The following is a 17,262-nucleotide window of genomic DNA, read 5'->3' on the forward strand; positions in this document are numbered from 1 at the left end:
GCCATGAGCGCGCGCGCCCACTTCGAGAGCCTTCGCGCCGACGTGGCCATCCTCGGGGGTGGCATCACGGGATTGTGGCTGCTGGCGCACCTGCGTGGGCAGGGCTACTCCGCCGTCCTCTGTGAGGGGCGGGCGTTGGGGGCAGGGCAGACGCTCTGCTCGCAGGGCATCATCCACGGGGGGCTCAAGTACGCGCTCACCGGGTCGCTGTCGGCCGCGAGCCGCGCGCTGACGCACATGCCCGCGCGCTGGCGCGACTGTCTCCAGGGCGCGAGCACACCTGACCTCCGTGGCTCACGGCTCCTGTCGTCGCATCAGTACCTGGTCTCGGGGCTGCGGCTCGCGGGCTTCCTCGCGAGCCGGCTGCTCCAGGGGCGCGTGAGCCACCTGGACGCAGGGCGGGTTCCGGAGGCATTCGCCTCGGCGCTCAGCCCCTCCTCGCGGGGCGGCGTCTATCGGCTGGATGAGCCCGTGGTGGACGTCAGGTCGGTCCTCTCGGAGCTGAGTCGCGCGCAGGAGGATGCCCTGCTCGCGGTGGACCCAGACGCAACGCGATTGCTGCTGGAGCCGGGAGACCTCACCGGGCTGGAGGTGCGCTCACGTGACGGCCGCGGTCTGCGGATCCGCAGCGAGCAGGTGGTCCTCTGCGCGGGCGCGGGCAATGAGGGCCTGGGCCGTCAGCTGTCCTCGGGGGCCGCTCCGATGCAGCGGCGCCCCCTGTGCATGGTGATGCTGCGCGGTGCGCTGCCCGCGCTCTATGCCCACTGGCTCGGCACCGGGCCTTCGCCGCGCGTCACCGTCACCAGCCACCGCGACGCGAAGGGAACTCCCGTCTGGTACGTGGGGGGAGAGCTGGCGGAGTCCGGCGTGTCGCACGAGCCCGAAGCACAGGTGCGTCGGGCCCGTGAGGAGCTGTCCCGGGTGATGCCCGGTGTAGACCTCTCGACCTGCGAGGGCGCGGTGCTGTCCGTGGACCGCGCGGAAGGTCGGCACTTCGCAGGGCAACGCCCGGACGGTCCGGTGCTCGCGCGAGCGGGCGCTGTGACCCAGGTCTGGCCCACCAAGCTCGCCTTCGCGCCGCTCGTCGCGGAGCAGGTGGAGGCGCAGTTGTCACAGGCGGGAGTGCGGCCCGGCCGCTGCCCCATGCCCTCCACGCAAGGGTGGCCCCGTCCTGCGCTCGCGCCCCTTCCTTGGGACGAGGTGCGCGCATGGTGCTGAGTGCCGCCAGCGGACGGCCCTTCGTCCTCCTGGACCGCGATGGCACGCTCATCGAAGAGCGGGGCTATCTGCGCGACGTGGGCGAGGTCTGTCTTCTGCCCAACGCCGTCCAAGGACTGCGCAGGTTTCGAGCGCTGGGGCTCGGGCTGGTCCTGGTCACCAACCAGTCCGGCGTTGCCCGAGGCTACTTCGACGCGAAGCGGGTCGATGAGGTCCATGCCCGCGTCCGCGCGTTGCTCGCCTGCGAGGGGCTGAGCCTGGACGGCATCTATGTCTGTCCTCACCTGCCCGACGCGGGCTGCGCATGTCGAAAGCCCCGACCGGGGCTGGGGCTCCAGGCGGCTGCGGACCTGGGCATCGACCTCTCGCGCAGCTTCGTGGTGGGGGACACACCGGGAGACGTCGCGTGGGGCCACGGCCTCGGCGCGACGAGCTTCCTGGTCCGCACGGGCCACGGCGCGAACGTGGACCTCGCGCGGCTGCCCAATCCCACCCAGGCCGTCGACGACTTGTTGCACGCCGCGGAACACGTCCAGCGGCTCATCCACCGGAGGGGGCAGATGGAACTGGAGCTGACGCGGGACGCAGGGGAGGGACGTACCGAAGCGGGCACTCGGCTCGTGAGGCAGCACGTGCTGGGCAGCATCGACGTCAAACAGCGGCTCCTGGTGGACTGCGAGGGTTCACTCCAGGAGGCCGCGAGCCAGCTGTCCCAATCGCTCCGGTCCGGAGGCAAGCTGCTGCTCTGCGGCAATGGAGGCAGCGCCGCCGACTGCCAGCACCTGGCGGCGGAGTTCGTCAGCGCGCTGAGCCATGACATCGAGCGGCCGGGGCTCGCGGCCATCGCGCTGACGACGGATACGTCGCTCATCACCGCCCACGCCAACGACTTTGGCTTCGGCCATATCTTCGAGCGGCAGGTGCAGGCGCTCGGCCGTCCTGGGGATGTGCTCATCGGCATCAGCACGAGTGGCGAGTCCGAGAACGTGGTCCGCGCCTTCCGCACCGCGCGGCTCCAGGGGTTGAGGACGGTGGCGCTCACGGGCAGCGGGGGTGGCCGGCTCCTGGCGCTCGCGGACGTCTGTGTTCGTGTGCCCAGCACCAACGTGCAGCACGTGCAGGAGTGCCACATCACCATCGCGCACCTGCTGTGCATGCTGGTGGAGAGCGGGCTCGTGGCCCAGCCCATGGCCGCCGCGGGGAGGGCCGTGGCCCATGCCAAGTGAGGCTCGCGACAGCGGAATCGAGACGCGCTCGCTCTGGCGCTTTCTCGCCGTGGACCTCGCTCCGCTCTGGTCTCGACTGTTGGAGGGCTCGCTCGGGGCTCCACGCGCGCAGGCGGACGGCAACCTGGTGTACGGCGTCATCGACGAGCTGCGCGAGCGCACGTCCATCTTCCTCTCGCGCCGCTACCCGGGTCTCCCCATCAACGAAGAGGGCATGTCCCAGTGGCCGCCACGGGGTGACTGCTGCGCGGTGGATCTCGTGGATGGGACGAACAGCCTGCTGCTGGGCGCCCCGCTCTTCGGCCTTCAGTTCGCCTCTCTGATTGGCGGTCGGGTGGAAGAGTCCGTCATCTTCCTTCCCTCCGAGGAGCGGCTCGGCGGCTCGGGCCTTCATGTGAGCCGCAGGGGCGCGGGCGCGTACGTCCTGCTGCGGGGGGACACGGAGCTGCGGCTGCGCGTCTCCTCGGTGCGCGCCCTGGCGAAGGCCTCCATCGCATTCGATGGAACGACGCCCACGGTGGGCGCCCTCTACCACCCGCCGCTGGTGGCGGCCGTCACGCGGATCCGCAACTTCGGCGCCTTCTGCTGGGCTGGGACCCGGTTGGTGCGGGGCGCGCACCTGCCGGTGAGCCTGGATGCGATTGTCGCCATCGGCAACAAGCCGTGGGACCACCTGCCGGCCATCGGATTGGTCGAGGAGGCTGGTGGGCAGGTGACGTGCTTCGACGGGACGCCGCACTCGCTGGCGCACTGCACGGAGCTGCTCTTCTCCAACGGGCATCTGCACGCGGAGCTGCTCGGCCACCTGCGCGGCGCGGGCCTGTCCCGGAGGGGGACGTGAGCGGGCTCTCAGACAGGACCCACGTCACGGTCCTCTGCGGCTGGCCGCTCTCGGGAAAGACCGAGACGGCCGCGCTGCTGGGCCGCGAGCTGGGCGCGCACGTCGTCGACGTCGACGTGCTGGCGCGTGCGGGCATCGGGCTTCCGGAAGAAGCATGGTGGACGACCGAGGCGGGGCGCCAGCGCAACCTCAACCGAATGGCCATGGCCTACGAGCTGCTTCACCAGTCCGTGCGCATCCACCTGGAGGTCGCCGAGCCGAAGCGCTCGCTCGTGGTCGTGTCCACCTACTCGCGGCCGTCGAGCTGGGACTTCCTGCGCGCCGTGCTGGCGCCGCACCCGGAGGTCCTCTTCAAGGTGCTGTGGTTGCGGCCCTCGGACGATTCGCCCGAAGCGGTCCGTGCATTGTTGGGCCGTCGCGCCGCCGAGGGCTACTGCGGAGGTTGCACCACGCCGGCCGAGTACTTCGACGTCAAGGCCCGCTTCGTCCCGCCGCCACTGCCTCACCGCGTCGTCGACACCTGGTTCCGTCACACCCCCGCGGCCTGCGCGCAGCGGGCCCTCGACTACGTCCTCGCGCCCTAGGGAGTCCCCATGCTGTTCCACCGCAGGTTCGACCACCGCTATCCGCGAATCGTCCGAGGGCAGGGCGCCTCGCTCCATGACGACGAAGGCCATGTCTGGCTCGACGCCGTGGGCGGCGCGGGCGTGGCCATCCTGGGCCATGGTCTGGAGGAGCTGGCCCGGCAAGCGGCCGAGTCGATGCGCCACGTCAGCTATCTCCACGGCACCCAGTTCACGACGCCCGAGCTGGAGGCCTATGGCGAGCGACTGGTGTCCCTGGCGCCCGACAACATCTCCCACGTGCTGCTGATGGGCAGTGGCTCGGACGCGGTGGAGACCGCCATCAAGCTGGCCTATCAGTACTCCGTCCGGAAGACGGGCACGCGGCGCAAGCGCAAGGTAATCGCCACCGAGCCCGGCTATCACGGCGCCACGGGGCTCGCGCTGGCGGTGACGGGCAAGCCCCGCGACCGGATGCTCTTCCAGGAGCTGCTGAGCGCGCAGTGCTTCATCCCCGCGCCGGACAGCTACCGGCGGCCCGAGTCCGGCGAGGTCTGCGCCGAGGCGCTGGAGCGGAAGATCCTCGAGGAGGGCCCGGAGAACTGTCTGGCCTTCATCCTCGAGCCGGTGATTGGCGCGTCCATGGGCATCGGCGTTCCGCCGACCGGCTACCTCCAGCGAGTGCGGGAGATCTGCGACCGGCACGACATCGTGTTGATAGGCGATGAGGTGATGTGTGGCTTTGGCCGCTGCGGCGAGTGGTTCACGTCCTCGATGCTCGGCGTCAAGCCAGACATCATCATCCAGGGCAAGGGGATGGCGGCCGGACTGGTTCCGCTGTCCGCGGTCTACGTCAGCCGAGCGCTCTACGACGGCATCCACCGGGATGGCGGCAACTTCGCCCATGGCTTCACCTTCACGAACCATCCGCTCTCCGCTGCCATCGGCCTGCGGGTGCTGGAGCACATCGAGCAACACGACCTGTTGGCCTGCGTGCGACAGCAAGGGGAGTCATTGCGAGCGAGGCTGCGGGAGCTGACCGCGTTCTCCTGGGTGGACGACGTGCGGGGACTGGGCCTGTTCTGCGGCTTCGAGCTGGTCGCCGACAAGGCCACCCGGCGCGCCTTCCCGCGCTCGGCGAAGCTGGCGGAGCGGGTGCTGCAGCGGGCCATGGAACGGGGAGGAAACTTCTACTTCTCCATCGGCTACCTGCCGGACGGCACGGGTGACTCCATCCTCGCGATGCCCCCGTACAACGTGACCGACTCGGAGCTGGACCGCTTGGTGGACATCCTGCGCGGCACGCTCACGGACCTGGACGCGGAGGTCCAGGCCCTGGCGCGCTCCAGCGCGTAGCCTTCGGACAAGACATCCATGGACATCCGGACCGACTGTCTCCACTTCAATGGCTACAAGCCTTGCGGGCCGCACAAGGAACGAGGCGTCCACTGTGATGGCTGCACGGACTACCGGCCCGCGACCGGCAATGTGCTCATCATCAAGTTGCAGGCCGCGGGTGAGGTGGTGCGCAACACGCCGCTCCTTCGGGTCATCCAGCGTCAGCACCCGGGCGCGAGGATCTTCTGGCTCACGAACTACCCGGAGCTGATCCCCCGGCGCGAGGTCTTCAAGACCCTGCGCTTCGACCTGGCCGGCATGCTGACCGTGCTGGATACGAAGTTCGACCTCCTGTTGTCCCTCGACAAGGACGTGGAGGCGTGTGCGTTGGCGAACCGCGTCGACGCCAAGGTAAAGAAGGGGTTCACGCAGAAGGATGGGGCCATCCTCCCGTTCGACGCGGACAGCTGGGGCAAGTGGCGGACCGGCGTGTTCGACGACCTGATGAAGGCCAACCGCAAGCACTACGTCGAAGAACTCTTCGAGATCTGCGGCTACACCTTCCAGGAGGAGGAATACCTGCTGCCGGACTACGAGGTGCCCGCGGTGCCGCTGACGCCCGGCAAGCCCGTGGTGATGCTCAACACGGGCGCGGGCAGCCAGTGGAAGCCCCGGCTGTACTCTCCGGCGCGCTGGGCCGTGCTCGCCCGGAGCCTGAAGGACTCGGGCCGCGAGGTCGTGCTTGTGGGGGGGCCAGAGGAGCATGCGCGCAACGAGGAGATCGCCGCGGCGGCGGCCGTTCACTACTTCGGCGTCCAGCCGTTCGCCGGATTCATCGGGCTGCTGAGCCTGGCGGACGTGGTGGTCACGTCGGTGACGTTCGCGTTCCACGCGGCTGTGGGGCTGCGCAAGCGCATCGTGTTGTTGAACAACACCTTCAACAAACACGAGTTCTACATGTACGGACGTGGCACGGTGCTGGAGCCGGAGGTGCCGTGTCTGATGTGTTATAAACAGGACTTTGACGCGCGCTGTGTCCAACGAGACTGCATGGATTTGATTTCCCCGGAGCGCATCTTGCGCGCGGTAGGGGAAGTCTGAGTCCGGACTCCACGAGTCCTCCGACGTAGCTGGCTGCTCCCCTTGGCCGGGAGCCCGTGCGACGGCTGTGGTTCTTTCGTGTCCAGGTGGATTGAGTCTTGTCTGGAATTGCGGGCGGGTCGTTCCCTATGGGTAAGTCCTTATGTGCCAGGAGTCGCGTCTTTCATTGACGCGCATGCGTTGGTGAGGAACGCGAGATTGGACAGTCTTTCTTTCTGGAGCCAGTCGTTTCCGAGTGCAGGGCGTCTTTGAATTCTGACGGCACGATATCTGCTTTGTCTCCCGCACGAACCGGACCTGCCTCCGAGTCCCGGTTCAAACTCGCGGTTGGCATGCAGTCCAACCGCCATCCGAAAGGGCGTGGAAGATGGCTGCGTATATCGTTCAGAATCAGTGGGGTGGTTCGAGCGCGCCGTGGAACCCGGGTGGACTCTGGGTCATCGGCAGCCGGAGCACGCAGGGAGTCGTTGCGCTCAATGTCACGTCCAGCGACGGCGGCAAGACGCTGACGGGAACGATGACCTACAGCGGTGAAGGTCCCATCGGTTTCCGTGGCACGTTGAGCGACGGCAACAACTACACGGTGGAGAACCAGTGGGGCGGCAGCTCCGCGCCCTGGCAGCCCGGCGGTGTCTGGATCCTCGGCTGTCGCAAGGGCCAGAACGTCATCGCCCTCAACCTCACCTCCAGCAATGGTGGGCAGACGCTGGCGGGGACGATGACGTACAACGGGGAAGGCGCCATCGGCTTCCGCAGCGAGCAGTCCAACGGAGGGGCGTACACGGTGGAGAACCAGTGGGGTGGCAGCTCCGCGCCGTGGAATCCGGGTGGACTCTGGGTGCTCGGCGCTCGGAAGAACCAGAACGTCGTCGCCGTCGAGGTCTCTTCGACTGACGGTGGCAAGACGCTGGCGGGGACCATGACCTACAACGGCGAGGGCCCCATCGGCTTCCGTGGCACGCTGACCGAAGTGGACACGTACGCGGTGGAGAACCAGTGGGGTGGTTCCTCCGCGCCGTGGCAGCCCGGCGGTCTCTGGATCATCGGCTACCGGCCGAATCAGAACGTCGTCGCTCTCCACATCACCTCCAGCAACGGAGGGCAGAACCTGTCGGGAACGATGACCTACAACGGGGAAGGCCCCATCGGCTTTCGCGGCAAGTTGAACTGACGCGAGCGTCACGTCGTTCCACCGGCCGGCCCCATCTCAGGGCCGGCCGGGTACGTCGGGTGAGGAACCCAGGAGTGTACGGCCAGGACCTGTAGGAGCGTGAATCGGTGGTGAGTCTTGTCTGGCGTCACCGGTGCCTGGGTCTGTCTTACGCCAGGGTAGGAGTTGGAGGATGGGCCCGTTGCTGCTGAGACTCGCGCGCCGAGAAGGCGATGCAGAGCTGGGCGGCCCAGTACAACACCATGATGACGAAGCTGCTTCCGGGCAGGGGGCGCACGAAGAGCTTGATGGCGAGCAGGCTGTCGCTGGCGGCGAACAGCAGTGCGCCCGCGAAGGCAGTCCATTGCTGGGCGCGAGAGGTGTGTGCATCTCCGAGGAGTGCCGCCGCGCGCCAGGCCATGGTGCTGATGATGGCGACATAGAGCGTCACGGGCACCGTCATCTCTCCCAGCCAGGGACGCAGCAACACACTGGCGCCCACAGCGAGCACGAGGAAAGGCAGGCCTCTCGCGGGGTGCGGCGTGCGGCTCACGTGGAGATAGGCGAAGGTGTAGCCCAGGTGCGCGAGCAGGAATGCGCCCAGCCCAGGCAGGAAGAATCCCGGGTCGATCTCCAGCAGCAAGTCGCCCAGCAGCGACAGGCCCAGGCCGGCAAATATCCAGCGGGCGTAGCGAGTCCGGGGTGGCCACATCCACAGGAACAGGCAGAGCATCGGCAGCGCCTTGGTCACCATCCGGAAGCCCGGAGGTGGCGGGTCCCATTGGAGCAGGAACCCCACCGCGCCAGCAGCGCCCACCGCCGCGAGGAGCTTCGTCACACCACTCGATGCACCGTGCATGCACGCGACCTTATCCAGCCCCGATGTGCGCGAGGACGCGGATTTCACCCGCGAGTCTCCACGGCGCGGATGCGTGCGAATGGTCGCGGGACTCGCACGGGGACCACCTCAGCGCGGGCGCAGGAGCACCAGTCCTTCCCCTCGTGGCTCCGCCTCGCCCCTCGCGGTGGCCTCGGCCACCAGGGCCGTCAGCGCCTCTTTTGAGTGGGGCCAGGGATCCAACTCGGGGTGGACGAGCACCACCGCTCCTGGTGTGCGCGCGCACGCGAGATCGAACAAGGGCCGCGGCGCGAGCGCGTAGGGCAGGTGCGGAAAGAGTACCGTCTGCGCGCAGACCGGACCCGTGGGTGTGCCCAGTTCCACCGCCGTGGCCCTGACGACGGCGCGCGTCTCGAGCGCCAGTGGCCACAGCCGCGCGTAGCCATCTCCCCACAAGGGGAAGCTCAGGGCGGCCACGGCGAAGAGCGCGGTGCGACGCCCCTCGGACCATCCCCACTGCCCCAATCGCTCGCGCGCCTCCAGCAGTCCCCACAGGAAGAAGGGCAGCAGCGTCACGGGGTAATACAGGCGGTACTCATGCATGGTGGGGTTGGACGCGCTGCCCAAGAGAAAGAGCGAGGGCAACATGGCCACCAACGGTTGACGCGACAGCAGCGGCAGGAACAGCGCCGGCAAGAACAGCCGGTACCATCCTGAGCGGAAGATGTCGGACACCACAGTCCAGGGCGAGCTGAGCATGTGGAGCGCAATGGCTCCCAGCGAACTCCCATGCTGCCCCCAGAAGTCCAGGTAGCCCGGCCGCACCTTCCCCGTCTGCGCGAGCGCCCAGGGCTGCACCACCGTGGTGTTGAGGATGAACAGCGCCACGCACACGCCCAGCACGCCGAGGGCCTCTCGACGACGCGACCGCTCGAAGAGGAGCGCGCCCAAGGCCAGCGCGCTCGCGTGCAGGGCCGCATCCTCCTTGATCGCCAGGAACGCGACCAAGGCTGGGGCCCAGAGCGCCGCGCGGTGCTCCACCCATCCCCACGCGAGCATCAGGCCGCACAGCGGATAGAGCACCTCCGGACGAAAGCCACCATCCAGCAAGCGATTGGACCAGGGGCTGGTGAGGTATGCCACGCAGAGGAGCAGCGCGAGCGCCTCGCCACGTCCCGCGCGCGTCGCCAGCTTCCACAGTGGCAGCACCGCGCCCCACACTCCCAGCGCCGTGATACCCACCAGCAACAGCGGGCTTTCGAACAGCCGATGCAGCGGCACCAGCGGCAGCATCACGTATGACGGATGCACTCCGAAGTGGTTCACGTCGTAGATGGGCGAGTACATGAATCGCCCGTGGTTCGTGCTGTAGAGCATCCAGTCGAAGATGCTGAAGTCCACGCCGTTGACGCTGAACGCGTGGTAGCGCCAGAGCTGCAGCAGCAGGCACCAGCCGAGCGAGCACAGAGCGAGCGCGACCTTCAGCCTCCGTCCCAACGACACGCGCTCCAGGACGGGAAACGCGCCCGAGCGCCACAACCAGAGCACCAACAGAGGATGCAGGAGGAGCTGCCACGAGCGGACCGCGCCCAGTTCCCGGTGCACCCACGACAGCGGCCCCGAGGCCACGGCCAATCCGCAGAGCGCCATGGCATAGACGGCGAACCCCCAGGACGCGCGGCGCAGCGCGTGCTCGGACGGCACCTCGGTGGGCGCCAAGACGGTCGGCGGCAGGTCCATGGGGACGCGCATGAGGCCCTCTATCAGGGAGGCGCGCGACTCTCACCATTCCATTCTGGGATTCGCGCGGTGCTACCCCAATCACGTCACCCACGTTTCCTCCCTGGGAACCTCGGGCCCGCGATGTGCCCGACGCTGTCATGGCTCGGCACGCTCCAAGGTGACTCCCGGTTCGAGGAGGTGGCGGACCCGAGCCCGGTCCGAGTCTTCGTCCGGAAGGATGCGCGTGACTGCGCACGACTCGCGAGCTCGACACCCCAGTCGCTGCGTTGAGTCCACGAGTACGCGACTCACACTCATGTGGTTCGCCGCCGACGGCACAAGGACAGCCGCACCGAGTCTCGCAGCTTGTCGCGAGGCAATTCTGTCTACCAACCCAGGCCACTCACGCGCGGCGGGCGCAGCGCAATACACAGATGCCTTCGAGATGTGTCCGAGGCGTTGCAAGGATTTGAGAGGAATGGACCTCCTGGATTCGAACCCGGGACCCATCGGTCATGAGCCGGGGCCTGCGGGCCGCCGCGTCGATGCGACGGGCAGCTGGGGCCTTCACGCCACCCCGCAAGTCCGAGGCCAATCATGGTGGCGCATGCACGCCCGCGTGTGTACGCGGGCGTGCACGACGCACCTCGACGGCCCCCACACGCCACGAGGGGCTCACCAGTCGTGACGGTCGAGCCAGCTTCGGAGCGCGCGGCCGATGTCGTCGGGCACGTCCTCTGGGGCATGGTGTCCCGCCGGGCTGAGCCTGGCGATTTCGAGGCCTGGCAGGGTGGTGCGCGCCCACTCGATGATGTCCGGCTTGCTGAGTCCGGTGTCGGCGAACGTCAGGAAGAGCGCCGGCTTGGCGGAGGGTTGGGCAAGCCAGGCGGCGTTGTGCTCGACGACGGCGACCACGTCGGCGGGCTCGCCGTCGATGGGAATCTCACGCGGCCACTGGAGCATGGGGCGGCGTGACGCGGGCGTGGGGAAGGGCGCGGAGTAGGCCTCGCGGGCGCTCTCGGTGAGTCCCGTCTTCACGCCGTTGCCAAGGGAGCGAGGGAGGAACTCGTTCTGCTCGAGCACCATCTTCTCGCCGACGCCCGGTGTGCGCAGCGCGCGGAACATCTGCTCGCCCTGGGGGGGCCAGTCGCTCCAGTGCATCGGTCGGAGGAACGTCTCGAAGATCACGACGCCGCGCACGCGGTCCGGGTGTCGCGAGGCCCAGTCCAAGGCCAGCACGCCGCCCCAGTCGTAGCCGACGAGCACGACGTCGCGCAGGTTGAGCGCATCGAACCAGGCGTCGAGGTATCGCGCATGGTCCGCGAAGCGATAGGCGATGTCGGGCTTGCCGGAGCTCCCCATCCCGATGAGGTCGGGCGCGAGGGTTCGGCTCCGGTCGGCAAGCTGGGGCGTCACGTTGCGCCACACGTACGAGGACGTGGGGTTGCCGTGGAGGAACACGATGGGCGAGCCGCTTCCTTCCTCACGGTAGGAGATGAAGGAGTCGAGGACCGGGACCTGGTGGAGGCTGGGCATGGGCGTGCGCGAGGGGAGAACGGCGGGAGTGGAGTGGCACGCCAGGAGCGCGCCGATGACGAGACAGCCAAGCAGTCTGTTCATGGGCGCAATATGGGGCCGGTGAGACGTTCCTGGCCGTGATGATTCGTGAGCAGTAACCTCACGATTCATGAGCATTCAGATCGGGGCCATCGACCTCAATCTCCTCCTGGTCCTCCACACCGTGCTCGCCGAGCGCAGCGTGGTTCGCGCATCCGAACGGCTCCACGTCACGCCGTCAGCCATCAGCAACAGTCTGGCTCGGCTCCGAGCCCTGCTCGGGGATCCGCTCGTGACGCGCAAGGGGCGAGGCATCGTCCCCACGCCGAGGGCGCTCGCGTTGGCGCCCGCGATCGGAAGAGGGCTGCGAGAGATGGAGCTCGCGCTGCACGAGGTTCCGTTCGAGCCGCTGCGGTGCAAGCAGACCTTCACGCTGGCGGTCTCGGATGGAGGGCAGCTCACGTGGGTGCCGCGCATCGCGGGGCTGATGCGAGAGGAGCTGCCGGACGCGCGGCTGAAGGTGGTGGGGATCGACTCGCTCGTCTCGCTGGGGGACTTGGGGGCGGGGCAGGTCGACTTGCATCTGGGCCTGGCGGGACAGGGCGCGGGTCTGCACTTCGAGCCGTTGTTGACGGAGCGCACGGTGCTCGTGGCGCGCCGAGGGCATCCCCTGATGGGCAAGCGGCTGTCGGCGCGGGCATTGGGCGGGCTCCACCACGTGAACGTGGAGATGGTGCCAGGAAAGAACTTCCGAGACGCGGTGGCGGCTGCCTATGCGCGTGCAGGCATTCCACGCGAGGTCGTCATGACGGTGCCCTCGTTCACCGCCGCGGCGGCGGTCGTCGCGGCGACGGAGCTGGTCGCGACGTTGCCGGAGTCACTCGTGCAAGAGCACGGGGCACGCTTCGCGGTGCAGCCTGTCGATGCGCCGTACCCCGGGCGCACCGTCAAGATATCGATGTGCTGGCACGAGCGAACCCACGTCGACCCAGCGGCGCGCTACTTCCGCGAACTGGTGCGGCGAGGCGTTCTGCCGTGACGACGGTGGGCCTCTCGCCACGATGGGCAGATCCCCAAGCACGCGAGGCGGAGGGGCGGGTGGCACCCCAGTCTGGCTTCACCCTCTAGAACATGCTCAAACGCAACACGTGTTCCCTCGCCCTGCTTTCATCCTCGTCGTCGCGCTGCTGATGACTGCCTGTGTTCGCGACGCAACGACCCGTTGGAGCCCACCGTCCATGCCCTCCCAACACACCAGTCAGTCAGAGGATGTCCGTGCCCTCCTCGCCCTCGAGGAATCCATCGTCCGCGCCATCCAGGCCCGCGACACCCAGGCCCTCCAGGGGTTGATGGCCAAGGATTTCGTCTTTCGCGGCGTGGGCGACGTGGAGACAGACCTGACGACCTTCCTCGCCAACACCGCCGCCATCCCTGGCACCATTCTCTCCGTCGAGACCGAGACAGTGCGCGCCCACGTCTTCGGCGACACCGGCGTCCTCACCGGCACCCAGCGGGCCCGCGTGCGTCTCCCCGACGGCTCCGAAGTCACAGACGTGGGGCATTTCACCGACGTGTGCCAGCGTCGCGACGGTCGCTGGTGGGTCGTCCTCGCGCACAGCCTCCCCGCACCGCCTCCCTCCAACCCCGATTGACGCAGGACCAGCACTCCCATCCACCCCCCGCTGGCCGGCGCAAAGCCAGACGAAAATCCCGCGCTTCTCCGCGAACAAGTGGATCGAAGCCCCGCGCTTCTTGAAGGTCGTCTCCACCGTCACGAACGACAGCAGCGCGGACATGGGAAGCATGGCCTGGACGACGAGCGCGAGCTGGGTCTCCTCTCCACTCTTGAGCCGACCGACGACGGTCTGGAACGTGGCGAGGTCGTCATGTCGTCGCTGGGCTACGGCGACGACTGCCTCGCCCTTCATCGTCAGGCGAGGGACGCGGCTGCTGCGGTCGAAGCGGCGCAGGCCGAGCTGTTTCTCGGGGCGCTGTATGGCCTGACTGACAGTGGGTTGTCCCTGGCCCAGGCGCCGGGCCGCCTCGGAGGTACGGCCTTCCTCGGCCACCGTGCAGAGCGTCCGACGCGGGTCGATGGTGACGCTGTTGAGCACCTCGCGACTGCATTACTTCAACGCGGGCGTTGAACGCGTGGCGGGCCGGCCCTCCTTGCGCGCGGACAACCAGGAGACGATGAGCGAGCTCAGCGTCGCCGTGGCGACGCTCTCCGAGATGGCGCCCCGGAGCATGTCGCAGGAGATTGCCTCCGCCGCTCCGACGATGCCCACGCAGCGCTGCCGCAGGGTCTCCTTCGACAGCTCGCAGTACGGCGCGAGCGCGCCCTGATAGAGGTCCACATGGCGGTCCAGCACGCCTTGATAGAAGTGCTCCATTTGCCCGTCGCCCCTGAGTGCGGCGGAGATGGCGTGCTGCTCGGGGCCGATGCTCCGGTAGCAGTGCATGGTCGCGCTGCTCATCACCCTGGCGACGTCCTCCAGTTTGCGTCGCGCCCGCTGAAGCGCTTCCTTGAACTCGACGACCTGCGCCGCGTCGATGCGCTCATACAGGGCCATCAACAGCCCGGCGCGTGACTGGAAGTGCTCGTAGGGGATGGGCTTGCTGACGCCCGCGCGCTCGGCGAGGTGGGCGAGCGTCAGCGCGTCCGTGCCTTCCTCCCTCACCACCGCCATCGCCACGTCGAGCAACTGCTCGCGTCGCTGGGCCTTGGGAAGCTTCTTGGAGGAGGGCTCACTCATGGGACGTCGCGGAGGCACCCCTGGGGCTTAGCCGCCTCGACGCGGACGCGCAACCGCCCCCGCCTCGTCGAAATCGTGGCGAACCTACTATTGGTAACTTACTTTGAGTAGGGTCAACGCAGCGCCATCTCCGCCGGCCCGCCGGCACCCTCAACCACTGCCCCTGGGGCAGGGGAGCGCACCCGTCATGTCTTTGAACTCTCACAAACCCGTCCTCATCATTGGTGGCTCGGGCGTCGTCGGCTCCGTGGCCGCCAAGGCCTTGCGTCGCCTGCAACCGGACCTGCCGCTCACGATTGGCGGCCGGGCTCTCCCCCGCGCGGAGGCCGTGGCCCGCGAGGTCGGCCTCGCCGACGCGACGACGGTGGACCTGTCCCGGCCTGATTTGGGCCAGCCCGCGAGCCGCGCCTACAGCGCCGTCGTGCTGTTCGTGAAGGACGACACGCTGAACTCGCTGCGGTACGCACAGACGCACGGGCTGCCGTACCTGGGCATCTCCACGAGCCTGTTCGAGGTCGCTCCCGAGGTCGCCCTCCACATGCACCAGCCCACGCGCTCGCCCATCCTCCTGGGCAGCACCTACCTGGTGGGCGCAACCACGCTGCCCGTGCTCCAGTTCGCTCGGGAGTTCCGCGCGCTGGAGTCCATTGCCATCAGCGCCGTGCTCGACGAGCGGGACTTGGGCGGGGCCGCCGCGTACGCGGACCTGGACCGGCAGAAGGCCGCGCCCAACAGCCTCATCTTGGAGAACGGACAGTGGCGGTGGGTGGGTGGCGACGCGGCGCTGCGCACCTTCCGAGACTCGGAGGGAAATGACCTCCAGGGCCAGGCGTACTCGCTGATGGACCCCGTGGCCCTCGCCGCCGCGACGCGGGCGAAGTCCATCCGCTTCGATCTCGCCGTGGGCCTCTCCGCGTCGCGCCGCCGGGGCGAGCCCTTCTCCACCGAGATCATCTTCGAGCTCGAAGGCACGCTGCACGATGGAACTCGCGCGCGTGTACGTCACGAGCTGCTGCACCCGGAAGGGCAGGCTCCGGTGACGGCGGTGGGCGTGGCCGTGGGCGTCGAGCGGTTGCTCGGCCTCGCGGGAGGCGCGCCCGTCGCACCGGGGCTCTACCTCCCCCATGTCCTCATCGAGCCGGAGTACCTGCTGCGCCGACTCCAGGAGTTCGGAACCCGGCTTCGTCGCGCGTGACGTCCACTCTTCTCCCCACAGGAATCCCAACATGAACGCATCGAATCTGAATCCCGTCCTCGTCATCGGTGGCTCTGGCGTCGTCGGACGTCGCGCCGTGAAGGCCCTGCGCGAACTGCACCCGGAGCTGGCCCTCCGAATCGGAGGACGCGACGTGAACAAGGCCGCGATGCTCGCCCGGGAGCTGGGCCGCGCGGAGGCCGTGCGCATCGACCTGGAGCGCGAGGACCTGGGGCTGCCACCGGACGCCGCCTTCAGCGCGATGGTGGTGCTGCTCAAGGACGACTCGCTGCGCACGATGAAGTACGCGCAAGAGAAGGGCGTGCCGTACGTCTCCTTCTCCGACTTCGTCTTCGACATCGGCCCGGCGGTCGCCCTCCACATCCAACACCCCACGGCCTCTCCCGTGCTCCTCCTGGGGAACTTCCTGGGCGGCATCGTGGCCCTGGCCACCCTCCAGTTCGCACACGAGCTGAAGAAGGTCCACGCCATCCAGATCGGCGCCGTCTTCGACGAGGAGGACGTGGGAGGTCCCGCCGCCAACGGAGACATGGAGCGCCTGACCAAGGGCGTCCCCAGTCCGCTGATCCGCAAGGACGGGAAGTTCCTCTGGGCCACCTCGGAGGAGGACGTGACGCGGACCTTCCAGGGCGCGGACGGCACGCAGTGGAAGGGCCGCGCGTATCCACTGCTGGACGTGGCCACGCTCGCGGCGGTGACGGGCGCGAGCACGGTGCGGCTCGACGGCGCGGTGAAGGCCGCGTCCAGTCGGAAGCCTGGCGAGGGACCGGGCCACGAGGTCATCATCGAGCTGACCGGTGAGCTGGCGGACGGCACGACGGCGCACGTGCGCCACACGCTCGTGGATGGCGACGTGCACTCGGGCTTGAGCGGGAAGGGCGTGGCGCTCGCGGTGGAGCGACTGGTGGGGCTCGTGGGCGGCGCGCCCGTCAAACCCGGGCTCTATTCGCCCGAGGGTGTGTTGGATTCGGCCCACGTCGTCGAGCGCCTGAAGGCGTGGGGCACGCGGATTCAGCGCGCGTGACGTGGGGAGCGCGGCGCGCGTGCCCGCGCGAGGACGACGCTGGAGGAAGGCTCGTGCGCCGCGCCTCGTGTGCCGCGCCAGGAGGCTGTCAGCCCTGGCGCGGATACTCGCGGTTGGCGTCCCCGCTCCGCATCCGAAAGAGAGCGCATCCCATGACGAGCCCGCTGTCCGCCGCCCCCCTGCCGCTTCCGCCGCAGCCCGCGCCGCCGCTCGCGCGGGTCGAGAAGTTCGAGGCCTCCCGGTTCGATGGCGTCCTCGCAGACAAGGCCCACCCCGTCCCGAGCCCGAGCGCTCTCCAGGGGGTCGCCTCCGTGGGAGTGGTGCCCCCGGTGGCGAAGCTGGACGGGACGGTGCTCCACGGCATCTCCCGTTTCGTCCAGGAACTGGAGCAGGGGCAGCGCGTGATGGACCAACTCATCCGGTCCGCGTCGTCGGGCTCGAGCTATTCCAACGCGGAGCTGCTGTCGCTTCAGGCGTCCATGTACCGCTACGCGCAGGGTTTGGACCTCGTGAGTCGAATCGTGGAGAAGGGTACCAACGGACTGAAGGACGTCCTCAAGACGCAGGTATAGCGACCCTCGGCGCGTGCTCGTGGCTCGGGGAGCACGGGTAGCTCTCAGGGACTTCTCGCGCTCAGGTCTTCTGTGCACGCAGCGCCGAGCGAGAGGTGTCCCTGCTCTCTTCTTCCCGCTCGGCTCGCGCCTGACTGCCC

The 17,262-nt window shown here is 68.4% G+C and carries 16 protein-coding genes and 1 pseudogene; 12 read left to right on the forward strand and 5 right to left on the reverse strand.

Annotation, left to right across the window (positions count from 1 at the left end; translation table 11 throughout):
• Window positions 1–3 precede the first annotated feature (3 nt).
• From JGU66_13740 to JGU66_13770, 7 genes are all read left to right on the forward strand, one after another.
• Complete coding sequence (locus JGU66_13740; GenBank protein MBJ6761832.1) at window positions 4–1,218, forward strand: FAD-dependent oxidoreductase; 1,215 nt, start codon at window positions 4–6, stop codon at window positions 1,216–1,218.
• Window positions 1,209–2,444: an HAD-IIIA family hydrolase gene (locus JGU66_13745; GenBank protein MBJ6761833.1), complete on the forward strand. Its 1,236-nt coding sequence runs from the start codon at window positions 1,209–1,211 to the stop codon at window positions 2,442–2,444. The genes JGU66_13740 and JGU66_13745 overlap by 10 nt, the downstream gene beginning before the upstream one ends.
• Window positions 2,434–3,285, forward strand: coding sequence for a hypothetical protein (locus JGU66_13750; GenBank protein MBJ6761834.1), 852 nt, complete (start codon window positions 2,434–2,436; stop codon window positions 3,283–3,285). The genes JGU66_13745 and JGU66_13750 overlap by 11 nt, the downstream gene beginning before the upstream one ends.
• A complete protein-coding gene (locus tag JGU66_13755) occupies window positions 3,282–3,869 on the forward strand; it encodes an AAA family ATPase (GenBank protein MBJ6761835.1) in 588 nt (195 codons plus the stop codon). Before JGU66_13750 ends, JGU66_13755 begins: the two co-directional genes overlap by 4 nt.
• Before the next feature lie 9 nt (window positions 3,870–3,878).
• Window positions 3,879–5,204, forward strand: a complete 1,326-nt coding sequence (locus tag JGU66_13760; protein ID MBJ6761836.1) for an aspartate aminotransferase family protein — start codon at window positions 3,879–3,881, stop codon at window positions 5,202–5,204.
• Window positions 5,205–5,222: 18 nt separating this feature from the next.
• Window positions 5,223–6,287 (forward strand): glycosyltransferase family 9 protein, encoded by a 1,065-nt coding sequence (locus JGU66_13765; protein ID MBJ6761837.1) that lies wholly within the window; start codon window positions 5,223–5,225, stop codon window positions 6,285–6,287.
• Window positions 6,288–6,654: 367 nt separating this feature from the next.
• The gene (locus JGU66_13770) at window positions 6,655–7,458 is read left to right on the forward strand and encodes a lectin ESA-2 (protein ID MBJ6761838.1); all 804 of its coding nucleotides are present in this window, start codon (window positions 6,655–6,657) and stop codon (window positions 7,456–7,458) included.
• A gap of 148 nt (window positions 7,459–7,606) precedes the next feature.
• On the opposite strand, the gene JGU66_13775 is transcribed toward JGU66_13770, so the two are convergent.
• The 3 genes from JGU66_13775 to JGU66_13785 all read right to left on the reverse strand — a co-directional run bounded on the left by JGU66_13775 (window position 7,607) and on the right by JGU66_13785 (window position 11,533).
• Complete coding sequence (locus JGU66_13775; protein ID MBJ6761839.1) at window positions 7,607–8,296, reverse strand: lysoplasmalogenase; 690 nt, start codon at window positions 8,294–8,296, stop codon at window positions 7,607–7,609.
• Window positions 8,297–8,404: 108 nt separating this feature from the next.
• Complete coding sequence (locus JGU66_13780) at window positions 8,405–10,027, reverse strand: DUF2079 domain-containing protein (protein ID MBJ6761840.1); 1,623 nt, start codon at window positions 10,025–10,027, stop codon at window positions 8,405–8,407.
• 645 nt (window positions 10,028–10,672) lie between these two features.
• Window positions 10,673–11,533: a haloalkane dehalogenase gene (locus JGU66_13785; GenBank protein ID MBJ6761841.1), complete on the reverse strand. Its 861-nt coding sequence runs from the start codon at window positions 11,531–11,533 to the stop codon at window positions 10,673–10,675.
• Window positions 11,534–11,684: 151 nt separating this feature from the next.
• On the opposite strand from JGU66_13785, the gene JGU66_13790 reads away from it, so the two are divergent.
• On the forward strand, window positions 11,685–12,593 hold the full coding sequence (locus tag JGU66_13790) for a LysR family transcriptional regulator (protein MBJ6761842.1): 909 nt from the start codon (window positions 11,685–11,687) through the stop codon (window positions 12,591–12,593).
• A gap of 199 nt (window positions 12,594–12,792) precedes the next feature.
• Window positions 12,793–13,206 (forward strand): nuclear transport factor 2 family protein, encoded by a 414-nt coding sequence (locus tag JGU66_13795; protein MBJ6761843.1) that lies wholly within the window; start codon window positions 12,793–12,795, stop codon window positions 13,204–13,206.
• A 120-nt stretch (window positions 13,207–13,326) separates the two neighbouring features.
• On the opposite strand, the pseudogene JGU66_13800 reads toward JGU66_13795, so the two are convergent.
• Window positions 13,327–13,668, reverse strand: a pseudogene (locus tag JGU66_13800) (LysR family transcriptional regulator).
• A gap of 12 nt (window positions 13,669–13,680) precedes the next feature.
• Window positions 13,681–14,310 (reverse strand): TetR/AcrR family transcriptional regulator, encoded by a 630-nt coding sequence (locus JGU66_13805; GenBank protein MBJ6761844.1) that lies wholly within the window; start codon window positions 14,308–14,310, stop codon window positions 13,681–13,683.
• Window positions 14,311–14,497: 187 nt separating this feature from the next.
• Here JGU66_13805 and JGU66_13810 point away from each other — a divergent pair, with 187 nt between their 5' ends.
• The 3 genes from JGU66_13810 (at window position 14,498) to JGU66_13820 (ending at window position 17,122) form a co-directional block, all read left to right on the forward strand.
• Window positions 14,498–15,505 (forward strand): NAD(P)-dependent oxidoreductase, encoded by a 1,008-nt coding sequence (locus JGU66_13810; GenBank protein MBJ6761845.1) that lies wholly within the window; start codon window positions 14,498–14,500, stop codon window positions 15,503–15,505.
• Window positions 15,506–15,536: 31 nt separating this feature from the next.
• The gene (locus JGU66_13815; protein MBJ6761846.1) at window positions 15,537–16,550 is read left to right on the forward strand and encodes an NAD(P)-dependent oxidoreductase; all 1,014 of its coding nucleotides are present in this window, start codon (window positions 15,537–15,539) and stop codon (window positions 16,548–16,550) included.
• Between the two features lie 152 nt (window positions 16,551–16,702).
• Window positions 16,703–17,122: an ATP-dependent helicase HrpB gene (locus tag JGU66_13820; protein ID MBJ6761847.1), complete on the forward strand. Its 420-nt coding sequence runs from the start codon at window positions 16,703–16,705 to the stop codon at window positions 17,120–17,122.
• The last annotated feature ends 140 nt before the right edge of the window (window positions 17,123–17,262 follow it).

This window comes from Myxococcaceae bacterium JPH2 (genome assembly GCA_016458225.1).
Lineage (GTDB): Bacteria > Myxococcota > Myxococcia > Myxococcales > Myxococcaceae > Citreicoccus.